This is a genomic window from Arthrobacter alpinus, from assembly GCF_001445575.1.
GTDB lineage: Bacteria > Actinomycetota > Actinomycetes > Actinomycetales > Micrococcaceae > Specibacter > Specibacter alpinus_C.
Map to the genome: position 1 here is coordinate 1,749,257 of NZ_CP013200.1, position 15,753 is coordinate 1,765,009.

Sequence of the window (15,753 nt, forward strand, 5' to 3'; positions counted from 1 at the left end):
AGTCGAAATGGAAGGGCTGCGGCGCCCGGCCGCGGCTTGGCGGACAGCAACGCACCGGATCTGCCACATTCTGGGCGTGATGGCCGCGGATTGGGGGAGGGAACGGCTGGAACCGTACACTTAGGGGTGTGACTCCTGAAGAACTTTCTGCCGCCATTACCACTTGCCTAAAAGATGCCGTCGACGCCGGCGAACTCGCCGTTCCCGCGGAGGCCCTGCTCACGGAAGTCAAGGTGGAGCGGCCTAAGAGCCGCGAGCACGGCGACTGGGCTACCAACATCGCGCTCCAGCTGGCCAAGCCCGCTGGTGTTCCGCCGCGCAAAATTGCCGAGATTTTGCAGACTCGCTTGAGCGAAATTCCCGGCGTTTCCAAGGTCGATATCGCCGGCCCCGGCTTCTTGAACATCACCGTTGACGCCGCTGCTGCCGGAGAATTGGCCAAGGCCATTGTCGAAGCAGGTGTTGCCTTCGGTACCAACACCGCCATGGCTGGCACCAAGATCAACCTGGAATTTGTCTCAGCCAACCCCACCGGCCCCATCCACTTGGGTGGTACCCGTTGGGCAGCCGTGGGCGATTCCCTGGCCCGCATCTTCTTGTCACAGGGTGCCGACGTCACCCGTGAGTACTACTTCAATGACCACGGCAACCAGATTGATAAGTTTGCCCGTTCCTTGCTGGCCAGCGCCAAGGGCGAGCCAGCACCGGAAGACGGTTACGGTGGAGATTACATCGTGGACATCGCCACCGAGGTCATGGCGAACAACCCCGGCATCCTGGAATCTAGCGACCCACAGGAAGAATTCCGCGCCCAGGGCGTTGAGCTCATGTTCGAGGCGATCCGCAAATCCCTGCACGAGTTCGGCGTTGACTTTGACGTTTACTTCCACGAGAACTCCCTCTTTGAAGACGGCGCCGTTGAGAAGCTCCTCGAGCAGCTCAAGGGCTCCGGCAACATGTACCTCAAGGACGGTGCCTGGTGGCTGAACTCCACCGATTACGGTGATGACAAGGACCGCGTTGTGGTCAAGTCTGACGGCAACGCGGCCTACATTGCCGGGGACATCGCCTACTTCAAGAACAAGCGTGACCGCGGCTTCGACCTGTGCATCTACATGCTCGGCGCCGATCACCACGGCTATGTGGCCCGCCTGAAAGCCGCCGCGGCAGCCATAGGCGATGACGCTAACCGCGTGGAGGTCCTCATCGGTCAGATGGTGAACCTGGTGCAGGACGGCAAGCCTGTGCGCATGTCCAAGCGTGCCGGCACCGTGGTCACCATGGAAGACCTCGTGGAGGTAGTCGGCACGGACGCCGCCCGCTACTCCCTGGCCCGCTTCTCCTCCGACTCCAACATTGACGTGGATCTGGATGTTTTGACCAAGAAGTCCAACGAGAACCCGGTGTTCTACGTGCAGTACGCCCACGCCCGCACCTGCGCCGTGGCCCGCAATGCCGCAGCCGCCAATGTTGAACGCACCGCCTTCGACGCCGCAACACTGAGCCACGCCACCGAGTCCGAGCTGCTGGCCGTACTTGGCCAGTACCCGGGCGTTCTTGCCCAGGCGGCCGCTTTCCGCGAACCGCACCGCGCGGCTCGCCACCTGGAAGTTATCGCCGGCGCCTACCACCGCTGGTACGATGCCTGCCGAGTCACCCCCATGGGTGAGGAGCCCGTCACCGACGTGAACCGCACCCGCCTCTGGCTCAACGACGCCGTGGGCCAGGTTCTCGCCAACGGCCTGGCTTTGCTGGGCGTCTCCGCCCCGGAACGGATGTAACGCATGGTTAACACGATTGCTGGCGCCGAGCTGGCTCCGGAGTGGTTGCCTGCCGCCGGTGACGTTAATGAGTTGGTGCCCGCCATGTGGGCGCACGACGTCGAACGCGGCCACAGTGGTGAAGTCACCATCAGCGGGATTCCCGTGAGCGAGCTCAAAAAGCAGTTCGGCACCCCGCTGTTTGTCATGAGCGAGGACGATTTCCGTGCCCGTGCCCGCACCTTTAAAGACGCCTTTGATGTAGCTTTTGCTGACATTTGCGGCGGCGTGGACGTCTACTACGCCGGCAAGGCATTCTTGTCCACCGAAGTAGCTCGCTGGGTTGATTCCGAGGGACTGCGTCTGGATACCTGCTCCGGAGGGGAATTGGCCGTGGCCAAGCGTGCAGGGCTCAAGGGCGCAAACCTGGGCCTGCACGGCAACAATAAGTCGTCCGCGGAAATCAACCGAGCACTAGACATGGGCCTGGGCCGCATTGTGGTGGACAGCCTCCACGAACTGGCCCGCGTGGCAGAGATTGCCGCGGCCCGCGGAGAAAAAGCCAACGTGATGTTGCGCCTGACCCCCGGCGTGCACGCGCACACTCACGAATCCATTGCCACGGCACATGAGGACCAGAAGTTTGGGCTCAGTTTTATTGCCGAGGATCCCGAAGCTCCCGGCATGAGCGCTGCCGAAGCCGCCGCAAAGCTGGCTGTAGAAGCCGAAAGCATCAACTTCTTGGGCTTCCACGCGCACATTGGCTCGCAGATCTTCGAAGCCGAAGGCTTTGAAATTGCCGCCCGCAAGCTGTTGGCATTCACTAACACCATCCAGAACAAGTACGGCATCGTCCTGCCGGAACTGGACTTGGGTGGCGGCTACGGCATTGCCTACACTGCGGTGGATACCCCGCGTCCGGCTGCCGAAGTGGCTGCGGCAATGGCCGCCGTCGTGCGTGAGACGTGTGCGGAACTGCAGATGGCGCCGCCGAGGATCTCCATTGAGCCGGGCCGTGCCATTGTTGGCAGCACCACGTTCACCCTGTACGAGACTGGCACGCTCAAAACCGTGCAGGTTGAGGTGGCCGGCCAAGAGGATGTGACGGCTCCGCGTCGTTATGTGTCGGTCGATGGCGGAATGAGCGATAACGCCCGTCCGGTGCTTTATGAGGCGGATTATTCGGCAGTTTTGGCTAGCCGGCGCTCGGAGCAGACTCCGGCTTTGTCCCGAGTAGTGGGCAAACATTGCGAGAGTGGTGACATTGTTGTTAGAGATGTATATCTACCCAATGACGTGGCGGCCGGAGATTTGCTTGCAGTTCCCGGAACGGGCGCGTACTGCTGGGCACTAGCCAGCAACTATAACTACGTTCCCAGACCGCCCGTCGTCGCTGTTACCAACGGCACTGCACGTTTGATTGTGCGGGGAGAAACCGAAGACGATTTGCTGGCACGCGATTTAGGGGCCTAGAACCTTTGACAGAGCGCAACACCGTGGACACCAACGTGTCCGCCAACATCAAGACCTTGAAAGTGGCGCTCCTTGGCGCCGGAAATGTGGGCTCGCAAGTTGCCCGGATTTTGCTAGAAGACGCAGATGCGCTGGCGGCCCGAACAGGCGCCCGGCTGGAGCTGGTAGGCATTGCGGTGCGGAACGTTGATGCTCCGCGCGATGTTCAGGCCCCCCGCGAGCTCTACACCACCGACGCGTCCGCGCTGGTGCGCGGTGCCGACATTGTGATTGAGCTGATGGGTGGCATTGAGCCGGCCCGCACGCTGATTCTGGAAGCCATTGAGCACGGGGCCACCGTTGTCACCGGCAACAAGGCGCTGCTGGCAGTGGACGGTCCCACCCTGTACGAGAAGGCCGACGCCGCCGGTGTCCAGCTCTCCTACGAGGCGGCCGTGGCCGGTGCCATCCCCATCCTGCGACCCATCACGGATTCGCTGGCCGGGGACAAGATCACCCGCGTCATGGGCATTGTCAACGGCACCACGAACTTCATCCTCGACGCCATGGACTCCACCGGCGCAGAATTTGCTGATGCACTGGCCGAGGCCACGCGTCTGGGCTATGCCGAAGCAGATCCCACCGCCGATATTGAGGGCCACGACGCTGCTGCCAAGGGTGCCATTTTGGCTTCCCTGGCATTCCACACACGTTTTGCGTTGGAAGATGTGAACTGCCAGGGCATCACCTCCGTCACGGCGGGCGACATTGCCGCAGCTAAGGATGCCGGCTACGTCATCAAGCTTTTGGCTATTGCCGAGAAGCTCGACGGCGGCGTGAGCGTGCGCGTGCACCCCACCTTGATTCCCCGCGAACACCCTTTGGGTGCGGTTCGCGGCGCGTTCAACGCTGTCTTTGTGGAAGCCGAGTCCGCCGGAGAGCTCATGTTCTACGGCCGCGGCGCTGGCGGTTCCCCCACGGCATCAGCTGTCATGGGTGACGTTGTCTCAGCTGCGCGTCGTTTGGTTCTGGGTGGCCCTGGCCGCACCGATTCCACCATTGAGGTGCTGCCGGTACTGCCCATCGATGCAGTGACAACCCGTTACTACATTGGCATGGATGCCGCGGATCAGCCCGGTGTCCTGTCCAAGATTGCTGCCTTGTTTGCCGAGAACGGGGTCTCCATTGAGACCATGCGGCAGACGGTGCACCGCGACGAGAATGAGAACGGCGGTCCGGCAACTGCGGAACTGCGCATTGTTACTCATCGCGCAAGTGAGGCCGCCTTGGCGGCAACTGTTGAGGCCATCAAGGGTCTTGACATCATTAATTCGGTTACGAGTGTCTTGAGGGTGGAGGGAGTCTAATGGCTCATCAGTGGCGTGGAGTTGTCCGCGAATATGCAGAACGCCTGCCGGTAACGGCAGAAACCAAGGTCATCACCCTGGGTGAAGGCGGCACACCCTTGGTGTACGCGCAGCACCTCTCGGCGTTGACGGGTTCCAATGTGTACCTGAAGGTGGAGGGCATGAACCCCACCGGTTCCTTCAAGGACCGTGGCATGACCATGGCCATGACGGCAGCTGTTGCAGCTGGTGCCAAGGCTGTTGTCTGCGCCTCGACCGGTAACACCTCGGCGTCGGCAGCAGCCTACGCCAAGGCTGCCGGATTGACTTGTGCAGTGCTGGTGCCTGAAGGCAAGATCTCCATGGGCAAGCTCAGCCAGGCCGTGGCTCATGGCGCTACCATCTTGCAGGTGGACGGTAACTTCGATAACTGCCTGGATGTGGCCCGCAAGCTGGCCGAGTCCTACCCGGTCTTCTTGGTGAACTCGGTCAACCCCGCCCGCATTGAAGGCCAGAAAACTGGCGCCTTTGAAGTAGTGGACGCCCTGGGCGATGCCCCGGACTACCATGTATTGCCTGTGGGTAACGCCGGCAACATCAGCGCGTACTGGCGCGGCTACCGTGAATACGCGGCTCCGTACGAATCCGCAACGGCCGGTACCTTGCCCGCTGTCTCCACACACACTCCCATCATGTGGGGCTTCCAGGCTGCCGGTGCTGCGCCGTTCGTTGCCGGTCACCCCATTCTGGAACCAGACACCATTGCCACTGCCATCCGCATCGGCAACCCGGCATCGTGGGACATGGCCATAGCTGCCCGCGATGAGTCCGGCGGACTCATCGAAGCTGTCACGGATGAGGAAATCCTCGCCGCCCACCGCTGGCTCTCTGCCAAGGAAGGCGTCTTTGTGGAGCCCGGCTCCGCAGCAGGCGTTGCTGGCCTCATCAAGAAGCATGCAGCTGGCGATGTGCCCTCCGGCAAGACCTTTGTCATCACCGTTACCGGCCATGGCCTGAAGGACCCCGATTGGGCCCTGAAGAACGCCGACGGCAGCGCGGCACAGCCTAAGTCTGTGGCTTTTGACGTGGTCACAGTTGCCGATGCACTTGGCCTGACGGCCTAGCAGCACACCATCATGACAGGGTCCACCATGACATCCCCGCTCTTGAAAACTCCGCTTTCCGGGACCACCGCCACTGTGCGGGTTCCCGGCACCAGCGCCAATCTTGGCCCCGGCTTTGACTCGCTGGCTTGGCGGTTTCGCTCTATGACACCTTGACCATCACCACGTTGGATGGTCCGGAACTGGAATTTGAGCTGAGCGGTGAAGGGGTGGCCGAGCTCCCTCGGGATGCCAGCCACCTTGTGGTGAAGACCCTCGATATTGCTTGGGCACGCCTGGGCTACAGCCGTGGGGGAGTGCGGGTCACCGCTAACAATGTGCTCCCGCACGGCCGTGGCTTGGGGTCCTCGGCGTCGGCGATTGTGGCTGCCATCATGGCTGCCAATGCGCTGGTGGCGCCGGAGGATCAGCAGGATAGGGCCTGGGTTTTGCAGCTCGCTTCCGAACTTGAAGGACATCCGGATAACGTTGCCCCGGCCATCTTTGGTGCGGTGGCCCTTTCATGGCAGGACGGTGCGGATTACTCCAGTGCCAAGCTCACGCCGTCGAACTTAGTAGTCCCCGTTGTGGCTATCCCCGATGTGGAGCTCAAAACCGAACGGGCCCGCGGCATGCTGCCGGCCACCGTTCCGCACGCTGACGCGGCAGCTAACTCTGGCCGGGCGGCATTACTCATCCACGCCCTCAGTAACGATCCCTCACTTTTACTGGCTGGAACCCGGGATTATCTGCACCAGGATTACCGGGCCGAGGCCATGCCCGCCAGTGCCGCGTTGGTTGCGCAGCTGCGCCAGGCCGGGCACGCAGCATTCATTTCTGGGGCTGGCCCCACGGTCATGGTGCTAGCCAATGGTGGCGCCGAAGCTGACGCCATCGTTGCGACTATCAGCGATATGGGTGAAACCGCGAAAAAAACCCCGTCTGACGGCGTGTCTTGGCGGGTTTTACGGCTCGAAGTGGACCTCGAGGGTGCTAAAGTGGAAGTGCATCCATAGCTCATAGACACTTTCCTTGTGGTTGATCTCTGACCAGCGCGGAAATGAACAACGTTTATTTGACCCATGATGTCCCCTTTGCAGCCTGCGCTTTTCTTGCGCAGTGACCGCTGGATCAACGCATGGCAGCCGCCGGTTTGGTCCTGGGATCGCTCACTTGAGACCCGATTCAAAGGGTGAATCACACCATTCCCTGGCAACAGTTTTTTGCCAACGGGAATGGAACCTCGAGTATGTCCCTTTGCCAGCCAGTGCGGCGGCACGAGGGCAACTCGACACTAATCATCGCGGCCCCAACTATTGGGCCCGCCATCGAGGGGGAAGGATCCTTCGTGACCGAAACCGTAACTTCAGCCGCTGCTCCCAAGTCTGCTGAATCAAATACCACTGGCGCTCCCGCCAAATCCGCAGGTCTGGCCGGGCTGAAGCTCGCCCAGTTGCAGGCATTGGCTGGACAGCTGGGCATCACCGGTGGTTCCAGGATGCGCAAGGGCGATCTTGTCGAGGCCATTTCAGCTCACCAGCGCGGTTCTTCCGTAGCTGACCGCCCGGTTCGCTCCAGCTCCAAGGCCGGCGCTGACGAGTCGGCAGTGGCAGCGAACGGTACCGCCGAGAAGGCCGATTCTTCGGTTCGTTCGACCTCAACTCGCACCGCTTCAGCTCGCACCACCAGGCGCGGTTCCGCTGCCAAGGCTGGCGCCGAAGAGCTCAACGATGCTCCCGCAGCCAACGCGGATGTTGCACCGAATACGCCCGACACCGAGGCTCCTGAGCGTCCGGCCCGTGGCCGTGGCCGCAGCCGCCGCGCAACAAGTAGCGACGGTGTCATCACCACAGACTCCGGCGCTCAGTCCGGCGTTGGCGCCGAAGGCACTGCCGCAGTTGACTCTGCCAGCGTTGATGCGCCATCTACAACTGCAACTGCCCCCGAGGCCAGCGAGAACGACGGCGAAAACCGTCGCCCTTCCCGCACTCGCAACCGCCGTTCACAAGGTGGTGCACGCCAGCAGGAGAACAATACTGACGGCGCCGTAGCCGCTGAAAACTTCGTCGCCGAGAGCGCTGAATCCACCGAGGCGGATTCGGCTCAGGGTGAGGGTACCGAGAACGGTGAGCGCAACGCTCGCAATCAGCGCAACAACAACCAGCGCACCCAGCGCAGTGGCAACGACCGGAATAGCACTGACCGGAACAGCAACGACCGGAACGGCAATGACCGGGCTGGTTCGGAGCGTAACAACAGCGGCACCGCCGCCGCGGGAGCAAGCAGCAACAACAGCTCCAACAACAACGCTAATGACGATGAAGACGGATCGCGTAACAACCGCAACCGTCGCAACCGCCGGGATCGCAACTCCAACGACTCCAATGAGCGTAACGATCGCAATGATCGCAGCTCCAACAACAGCAATAACAACAGCCGCAACGATCGCAACGACCGTTTCCGTGACCGTAACGAACGCCGCCGCGGCCGCAACGCCGGTCCGGACTTCGATGACACCGAATTGACCGAAGACGATGTCCTGCTGCCCGTAGCTGGCATCCTGGATATCTTGGAAAACTACGCTTTTGTGCGTACCTCCGGCTACCTGCCCGGATCCAACGATGTCTACGTCTCCCTGTCACAGGTGAAGAAGTACAACCTGCGCAAGGGCGACGCCGTCGTAGGTGCCATCCGCGCACCGCGCGAGGGTGAAGACCTCAGCAATGCCCAGACCGCGCGCCAGAAGTTTAACGCTCTGGTCCGCGTCACCAGTGTCAATGGCAAAAACCCGGATGAGCTCAAGAACCGTGTGGAGTTCGCCAAGCTGGTACCGCTGTACCCGTCAGAGCGTCTGCGCCTGGAGACCGATCCGAAGAAGATCGGCCCCCGTGTTATTGACCTGGTGGCCCCGATCGGTAAGGGCCAGCGTGGCCTGATCGTGTCCCCGCCCAAGGCCGGTAAGACACTGATCCTGCAGGCGATTGCCAATGCGATCACCATCAACAACCCTGAAGTTCACCTCATGATGGTGCTGGTTGACGAACGTCCCGAAGAAGTCACCGACATGCAGCGCACGGTCAAGGGTGAAGTTATTGCTTCCACGTTCGACCGTCCCGCCGATGATCACACGCAAGTTGCTGAGCTCTCCATCGAGCGCGCCAAGCGCCTCGTGGAAATGGGCATGGACGTGGTTGTGCTGTTGGACTCCATGACCCGTTTGGGCCGTGCGTACAACAACTCGGCGCCGTCCTCAGGCCGTATCCTCTCCGGTGGTGTGGATTCCGCAGCACTGTACCCGCCCAAGCGCTTCTTCGGTGCAGCCCGCAACATTGAAAACGGTGGCTCACTGACCATTTTGGCCACGGCACTGGTGGAAACCGGTTCCAAGGCTGATGAGGTCATCTTCGAAGAGTTCAAGGGCACCGGCAACATGGAACTGCGCCTCTCACGCCAGCTGGCTGACAAGCGCATCTTCCCGGCCGTTGATGTCAATGGCTCCGGCACCCGTCGCGAAGAGAACTTGCTTTCCCCTGAGGAAGTCAAGATCATGTGGCGCCTGCGCCGCGTGCTCTCCGGTTTGGAAATGCAGCAGTCGCTTGAACTGCTGACCTCCAAGCTGCGTGAAACGCAGTCCAACGTTGAGTTCCTCATGCAGATCCAGAAGACCACTCTGGGTTCCAAGGCCGAACAAGACAAGTAGCTAAGCGAAAGAGGCGGGACCGTACATCACTGTGCGGGCCCGCCTCTTGGCGTTATTGCTCCTGCCCGTTGTGGCGAATTTAGTTATTAGACTTGACTCACGTCGAGAGAGGTTTTCACATGTTTGAATCCATCCACGGTTTGCTTGATGAGCATGCCGAGCTGCAGATGCGCCTGAGCGAGCCTGAAGTGCACGCCGACCAGTCGCTGGCACGCAAATTGGGCCGCCGGTATGCCGAGTTGAGCAACGTGGTTGAGGGGTACCACCAGGTGGAATCGATCGGTGACGATCTTGAGGCTGCCCGCGAAATGGCGTCCGAGGATGCTGAATTTGCCGCCGAGGTTCCCGTGCTCGAGGAGCAGCTGGCTGCTGCCCAGGAGAAGCTGCGCCGCCTGTTGATCCCGCGTGATCCTGACGATGGCCGCGATGTGATCTTGGAGGTCAAGGCCGGTGAAGGTGGAGACGAGGCCGCCTTGTTTGCCGCTGACCTGGTGCGCATGTACACCCGCTACGCCGATCAGCGCGGCTGGAAGACGGAAATCATCTCCGCCACATCCTCTGATTTGGGCGGCTACAAGGATATTTCCATCGCCGTCAAGGGCCGCTCCAACGATCCCGCAGAAGGCGTTTACGCTCGCCTGAAATTTGAAGGTGGCGTGCACCGTGTGCAGCGCGTGCCGGCGACGGAATCCCAGGGACGTATTCACACCTCCGCTGCTGGTGTGCTGGTACTACCAGAAGTGGATGAGCCCGAAGAAGTGGACATCAACCAAAACGATCTCAAGATCGATGTGTACCGTTCCTCCGGCCCGGGTGGTCAGTCCGTGAACACTACTGACTCCGCCGTGCGTATTACCCACCTTCCCACCGGCATTGTGGTGGCCATGCAGAACGAGAAGTCGCAGCTGCAGAACCGTGAAGCCGGTATGCGCGTGCTCCGTGCCCGTATTCTGGCGCACCAGCAAGCCATTATCGACGCTGAGAACTCGGCCGTTCGCAAGTCCCAGATCCGCACCATGGACCGCTCAGAACGCATCCGGACCTACAACTACCCGGAAAACCGCATTGCCGATCACCGCACCGGATACAAGGCGTACAACCTTGACTCGGTCATGAACGGTGACTTGGAACCGGTAGTACAGTCGGCCATTGAAATGGACGAGCAGGCACGGTTGGATGCCATTGGCGACTAATCCCCACTCGCCGGCCGATGAAATCGCTGGCGCGATTTCCTCGGAACCTGGCGTGCGTGGCCCCATTCACGCCCTCCCTGATCCTGCCGCTGGCGCGTCAGCCTCTGGGGCCCTCGGGCGCGTGGGCCCAAATTCGGCCCTCCCTGATCCTGCCGCTGGCTTGCTGGCTGACGCTGTTAGGGATGCCACGGCGGTTCTTGCAGCAGCTGGTGTACCCACCCCCGCGGTGGATGCCCAGCTCTTGGCCGCCCATCTCCTCGGTGTAGGCCGAGGAGAATTGGCAGCAATGTTATTTGGCACAGCTGTAGCACCTCCTGCCTACGGCGAGCTGGTAGCACGGCGTGCTGCGCGTGAACCACTGCAGCACATCACAGGCGTAGCCTATTTCCGGTACCTGGAACTGGCCGTTGGCAAGGGTGTTTTTGTCCCACGCCCGGAGACTGAAACCGTGGTTCAGCTGGGCATTGACGTATTAACACAGTTGCGCCATGAACGTGTAGAGGGTGCGGAGCTCGTTGCCGTGGACCTGGGTACTGGCTCGGGCGCCATTGCTGGTTCCATGGCCACTGAAGTTGCCGGCTGTACTGTCTATGCGGTTGAACTCAGCGATGAGGCCTTCCCTTGGGCGGCGAAGAACCTGGCCGATACCGGGGTTAACTTGGTGCACGGGGATATGCGCGATGCCTTCGCGGAGCTCAACGGCACGGTGGATGTTGTGGTTTCTAACCCTCCTTATATTCCGGCAGCTGCCATCCCGCGTGACCTTGAAGTTCGGCTGCACGATCCCCACATGGCGCTTTATGGTGGGGGAGCGGACGGCATGGAAATGCCTACCGCTGCCGAAGCCACGGCGGCGCGGCTACTGCGCCCCGGAGGCTTCTTTGTCATGGAGCATGCCGAGGTGCAGGCTGGTGCGATGGCAGAACTCTTCAACATCAGCGGGCACTGGGACAAGGTGCGTACGCACGTTGATCTTTCAGGGCGGGACAGGGCTACCAGCGGCTTGCGGCGCTAGTGATGTTGCGCTGAAAATTCGTGTTTGATGGGATGCGTTCCACGTAAGTGGGCGCCGTGATGAAAGAATGGTCTTGTGAGTACCACTTCCTATAACTGCACCAATGAACAACAGCGCGTTGAGGGCCTGGCCCACGCGCAGAAGGCCATTGCTGCCAAGCAGATAATCGTCATGCCCACGGACACTGTTTATGGTGTTGCCGCGGATGCATTCTCCCCGCAGGCGGTGGCGACGCTGCTGGCGGCCAAGGGCCGCGGCCGCAACATGCCGCCGCCCGTGCTGATCCCTCGCATTGGCACCATGGAGGGTCTTGCCACCGAAATTTCCGATGATGCTCGCAAGCTTGCCGAAAAGTACTGGCCCGGCCCGCTCACGCTGATCTTCCATGCCCAGCCAACATTGACGTGGGACCTTGGCGAAACCAAAGGGACGGTGGCACTCCGCGTTCCGGATGACCAGCTGGCTCTGGACCTGCTCACCATCACCGGCCCGCTTGCCGTTTCCAGCGCCAACAGGACTGGACAGACGGCAGCGCAGACGGGGTCAGAGGCCCGGTCTCAGTTGGCCGAGTCCGTCGAGGTGTATCTGGAGGGTGGCTTTCGGCCACTTGAAGGTACCGATCCCACCCCGTCCACGATTGTGGATGCCACTGGCCTGCGCTTGCGCGTGGTTCGTGAAGGGGCCATCAGCCTCGAGGAGATTCAGCGGATGATTCCCAGTGCGCTGGGGCGTGATGTTGAACCAGAAATGTGGGCACCGGTGAATCTCAGCAAGGACGCCACAGAGACTGCTGAACCGCAGGCTGACTCTGAAGTGCCAGCTGACCCTGAACCGCAAGCTGACTCTGAAGTGCCAGCTGACCCTGACGCGCCGGCTAACTCTGAAGTGCCAGCTGCGGATGCGCCAGCCGAAGAGCTGGCCATTGATGTGGCAAGCCACGAGCCGGTGGTCAGCGGTGAATCAGTACCGGACGTCAGCGACACCGACACCGACACTAACCTGCAGAAGCCAGAAGCCACAGCTTCCTAGTTCAAGCTATGCGTTTCAGCGGAAGGCCCTCAAGGCGATTGGGGGCCTTCCCTACGGCGAAATCCGAGTGGTGAAGCTCGGAGCCCGCGTGTCACCTCTGTTCTCGGGCTCGCTCCAAAAGAGTTGCTATGGATGAGACTGGGGTGAGACCCACGGAGGCGGCCCAGCCTGGTGTTTGTTCTTGACCAAACCACATCAGCTCGACCCGGCGAAGGGGTCCGTGTAACTTCTCACCGAGTAATCGGGAGGTGAAGTAACCAGCGGACAGGATCCACCGGCAAACGAATTGGGGCAGGCGGCGCGGAACCCGGCCACCGGCAGCAGTGAGGACATCGCTGACCGAGAGGCCCTCCCACGGCTGCAGAATCACGGCTGGAACCTGCGCCGCATACTGGCCTGTCTCCACAACGAACCAGGCGAGGGCATCGATGGAGCTGACAGGGGTGGCGAAGTTGCCAGGTGCAGCCACGGAGGCAATCGGGGAGCTCGCCACCTTGATCAAGGACTGGGTTGTTGGACGGCTGCGACCTTGCACCGAGGTGGCTCGGACGGTTACTAAGGACAGCGGAGCCAACTGGGCAGCTACTAGTTCCAGTGCTTGTTCACCCAAGGCCTTTGACCGCGAGTAGGCTGAAAAGGGGGCTCGGTCGGCGCTTTCGTCGATCACGCGTCGGTGTCCCTGCACCGAGGCACTGCTCAGGTGCACAAACCGGCGCACACCGGCATCCTTGGCAGCCATGGCAGCAACGGTTGGCAACAAGGCGTTGGCGCCGGTGAGTTCGGGAGATTCCCCGTGGCCCGGTGTCGCCAAGCCCGCGGCATTGACCACCACGTCAAAACCGGCAAATGCCGTGCGCAGAGCCTCCCGGCACTCGACGGTAGCTGAACCATCCACCAGGGCCTGGGCCTCGGCAACGATCTGCTGTGCAGGCTGCCCCGACTGTGTTGTCTGCGCTGAAAGTGCGGCGCTACGCAGGCGAGGGGCTGCCATCGAGACAACCGTGGCACCCCGTTGCTTGAGCTCCTCAACAATGGCGCTGCCCACAAAGCCCGAGGCGCCCAGCACCAGCCAGCGCAGTTCGGCCGAGTCAGCGGACATGGGTAGTAACAGTCCGGGACATAACAGACATGGTTAGTGTGAACCTTCGAGCGGGGGCATGGGAGTGAAATCGTTGGCCGCGAGAATCTGCCGTGACTCACGCCAGCCGGCTAGGAGGCGGCCGCTGCCGTGAAGAGTCTTCTCGACTGCTATCAATCGCAGCAGTTCCTTGGATGCCGTCAACAGGGTTCCGAAGGCAAAGCCCACACGGTTGAAGCGGCCGTGGACGCGCAAGTACTGGCCCACCAAACCACGATTGCGCATGACGTAGAAACGGCTCAGATCCGAAGAATCGTTGAGGTGCCGGATGCCCAGATCCAGACTGCGCTGCACACGCACCTTCTGCAGCACAAATTCGTTGACATACCGCACCGGGCGTTGCAGGGAAACCAGCCAGCCATAGACCGTGTCATCCCAGTTCAAGAAGAACCGGGGGTCCGGCAGGCCCACGGAACGGGCCGCGTCTGCATGGAGCAGCATGCCTTCGAAGCAGCCAACATTAGTGGCAAATTCATTAGATGAAGCGAAGACATCGCCCCGGACGGGCAAGGGGAAGCCTAAAAAGGTGCTGAAGTTGTTTTGCCAGAAGAATGGCTTGCCCTCGGCATCGTATCGACGGCCAATGATGGCGTCATATTTCTCCATCCACGGACCAAAGGCGCCGATCGCATCAGGAACACAGGTGACGTCGTCGTCCATCAACCACATCCACTGCGCGCCCTGCGCCAAAGCCCTGTCCACCCCAGCGGAAAACCCGCCAGCGCCACCGGTGTTCTCGGCAAGCTGGAGGTGGAAGACGGCAACGGGCGCGGGCAGGGCCGCGAAACGTGCGGTGGCGTCCTCGATGACCGAGGAGGTGGTGTCGGTGCTGGCATTATTGACCACAATGACGCCGTCAGGGGCAGGATTCAGCGCGGCAACGGAGTCCAAGAGCCCCTCTAGGTAGTCAGCCCTGTTGAACGTGGTGATGACGATGAAGAACTGCTCACGGCGGCCCAGACTCAAAATTTCTGGTCCTTCATGGGACCGAACTTGGCCCCGCGCAGACCTGCACCATAGGTGCTGGCCCACTTGGCTAGGCCCTTGAGATCGCCCTTTTTGAGGAAGAACAGTGGGTAGCCCACGGCGTCGGCCACCAGTGAGCGCACGCGGCGGTGCTTGCGGGTGAGGAATCCGCGGTTGCGGTAGTAGTAGAAACGCTTGAATGGTGTCTCTGGCACTAGAACGTGGAGGCGATCGCCCAGGACCTCCTGCACCTCGCCCCAACCCGCGGGGTGCGTCAGTGCTACGGAGGTGACGGTGCCAAACTTCACCTTCGCTGCACGCAGACGCAGCATGAAATCAGTTTCGTCACCGCGGATGAACAAGCGCAGATCCGGCAGGCCAACCTTGAAGAACACATCGCTGCGGATCAGGGCGCCGTTGAAGAACTGGCCTACGTTGTCAATGAATCCCAAGGGCTCCACCACTGAGCGTTCGTGGGTGAGGTGACCGTCAATCCGGAACGGGAAGGAGAGCTTGGTGGGCTCACCGGGGGCCACAATCAGGGGAACCACAACATCGAGGTTGCGGGTTTTCGCTGCGGCCAGCAGGGTAGCCAAGCAGGCAGGGTCTTCCGGGTGAGCGTCGTCGTCCATGATCCATACCCACTGCGCGCCCGAGGCGATGGCATTCAGGATGGCCAGCGAGAAACCGCCGGCACCGCCCAGATTTGCCAGTGAGCGCACATACGTCACATCGGCGGGAGCCGCAGCGGCAATCTCACGAACATCGGCCGTGCCCGAATCGACCAAGGCGATGGCATGGGGGTGTGTGTTTGCTGTGCGAGGGCACCCAGCAGTGTTCGCACGTCGTCCGGCCGGTCAAAGGTGACGGCGGCGACGGCTATGGTATCGCTCAAGGTGGAGAGTCCTCTCGGGTGGAGTCCGCGGCGTTGCGCGGCATCCGGAACGGCTGAAGAGTATGTAATCATCGTCAAGGGAATACTATTCTTGTGTACCTTCCACTTTAGTACAGTCGTCATCATCGACATCATTACACCGTGGACACCAGTGCC

11 protein-coding genes and 1 pseudogene are annotated in these 15,753 nt (G+C 61.2%); 9 read left to right on the plus strand and 3 right to left on the minus strand.

Annotated elements, in window-relative coordinates; translation table 11 throughout:
* Positions 1-128 precede the first annotated feature (128 nt).
* The 9 genes and pseudogenes from argS to AS189_RS07745 all read left to right on the plus strand — a co-directional run bounded on the left by argS (position 129) and on the right by AS189_RS07745 (position 12,598).
* Positions 129-1,781, plus strand: a complete 1,653-nt coding sequence (argS, locus tag AS189_RS07705) for an arginine--tRNA ligase (protein WP_062287129.1) — start codon at positions 129-131, stop codon at positions 1,779-1,781.
* Between the two features lie 3 nt (positions 1,782-1,784).
* Positions 1,785-3,233, plus strand: a complete 1,449-nt coding sequence (lysA, locus tag AS189_RS07710) for a diaminopimelate decarboxylase (protein WP_062287132.1) — start codon at positions 1,785-1,787, stop codon at positions 3,231-3,233.
* A 47-nt stretch (positions 3,234-3,280) separates the two neighbouring features.
* Positions 3,281-4,579 (plus strand): homoserine dehydrogenase, encoded by a 1,299-nt coding sequence (locus AS189_RS07715; RefSeq protein WP_062293219.1) that lies wholly within the window; start codon positions 3,281-3,283, stop codon positions 4,577-4,579.
* On the plus strand, positions 4,579-5,682 hold the full coding sequence (gene thrC / locus AS189_RS07720; RefSeq protein WP_062287134.1) for a threonine synthase: 1,104 nt from the start codon (positions 4,579-4,581) through the stop codon (positions 5,680-5,682). The genes AS189_RS07715 and thrC overlap by 1 nt, the downstream gene beginning before the upstream one ends.
* Positions 5,683-5,709: 27 nt before the next feature.
* Positions 5,710-6,677, plus strand: a pseudogene (thrB, locus tag AS189_RS07725) (homoserine kinase).
* Positions 6,678-7,009: 332 nt separating this feature from the next.
* The gene (gene rho / locus AS189_RS07730) at positions 7,010-9,361 is read left to right on the plus strand and encodes a transcription termination factor Rho (protein WP_062287136.1); all 2,352 of its coding nucleotides are present in this window, start codon (positions 7,010-7,012) and stop codon (positions 9,359-9,361) included.
* Positions 9,362-9,480: 119 nt separating this feature from the next.
* Complete coding sequence (prfA, locus tag AS189_RS07735; RefSeq protein WP_062287138.1) at positions 9,481-10,554, plus strand: peptide chain release factor 1; 1,074 nt, start codon at positions 9,481-9,483, stop codon at positions 10,552-10,554.
* On the plus strand, positions 10,538-11,569 hold the full coding sequence (gene prmC, locus AS189_RS07740; protein WP_082634154.1) for a peptide chain release factor N(5)-glutamine methyltransferase: 1,032 nt from the start codon (positions 10,538-10,540) through the stop codon (positions 11,567-11,569). Before prfA ends, prmC begins: the two co-directional genes overlap by 17 nt.
* Positions 11,570-11,644: 75 nt before the next feature.
* Positions 11,645-12,598 carry an L-threonylcarbamoyladenylate synthase gene (locus tag AS189_RS07745; protein WP_062287141.1) on the plus strand — a complete coding sequence of 318 codons (954 nt, stop codon included), beginning with the start codon at positions 11,645-11,647 and terminating at the stop codon, positions 12,596-12,598.
* A gap of 91 nt (positions 12,599-12,689) precedes the next feature.
* Here AS189_RS07745 and AS189_RS07750 read toward each other — a convergent pair whose 3' ends face one another.
* From AS189_RS07750 to AS189_RS07760, 3 genes are read right to left on the minus strand one after another with little or no spacing between them, the layout of a single operon-like run.
* Positions 12,690-13,697: an NAD-dependent epimerase/dehydratase family protein gene (locus AS189_RS07750; protein ID WP_062287143.1), complete on the minus strand. Its 1,008-nt coding sequence runs from the start codon at positions 13,695-13,697 to the stop codon at positions 12,690-12,692.
* 33 nt (positions 13,698-13,730) lie between these two features.
* Complete coding sequence (locus AS189_RS07755; RefSeq protein WP_062287145.1) at positions 13,731-14,702, minus strand: glycosyltransferase; 972 nt, start codon at positions 14,700-14,702, stop codon at positions 13,731-13,733.
* Positions 14,699-15,490: a glycosyltransferase gene (locus tag AS189_RS07760; RefSeq protein WP_337589217.1), complete on the minus strand. Its 792-nt coding sequence runs from the start codon at positions 15,488-15,490 to the stop codon at positions 14,699-14,701. The genes AS189_RS07755 and AS189_RS07760 overlap by 4 nt, the downstream gene beginning before the upstream one ends.
* Positions 15,491-15,753 lie beyond the last annotated feature (263 nt).

Bases quoted from the DNA above. Each gene is read 5' to 3' on its own strand.
- lysA (WP_062287132.1), top strand. From the start codon at position 1,785: ATGGTTAACACGATTGCTGGCGCCGAGCTGGCTCCGGAGTGGTTGCCT.
- thrC (WP_062287134.1), top strand. From the start codon at position 4,579: ATGGCTCATCAGTGGCGTGGAGTTGTCCGCGAATATGCAGAACGCCTG.
- prfA (WP_062287138.1), top strand. From the start codon at position 9,481: ATGTTTGAATCCATCCACGGTTTGCTTGATGAGCATGCCGAGCTGCAG.
- prmC (WP_082634154.1), top strand. From the start codon at position 10,538: ATGCCATTGGCGACTAATCCCCACTCGCCGGCCGATGAAATCGCTGGC.
- AS189_RS07750 (WP_062287143.1), bottom strand. From the start codon at position 13,697: ATGTCCGCTGACTCGGCCGAACTGCGCTGGCTGGTGCTGGGCGCCTCG.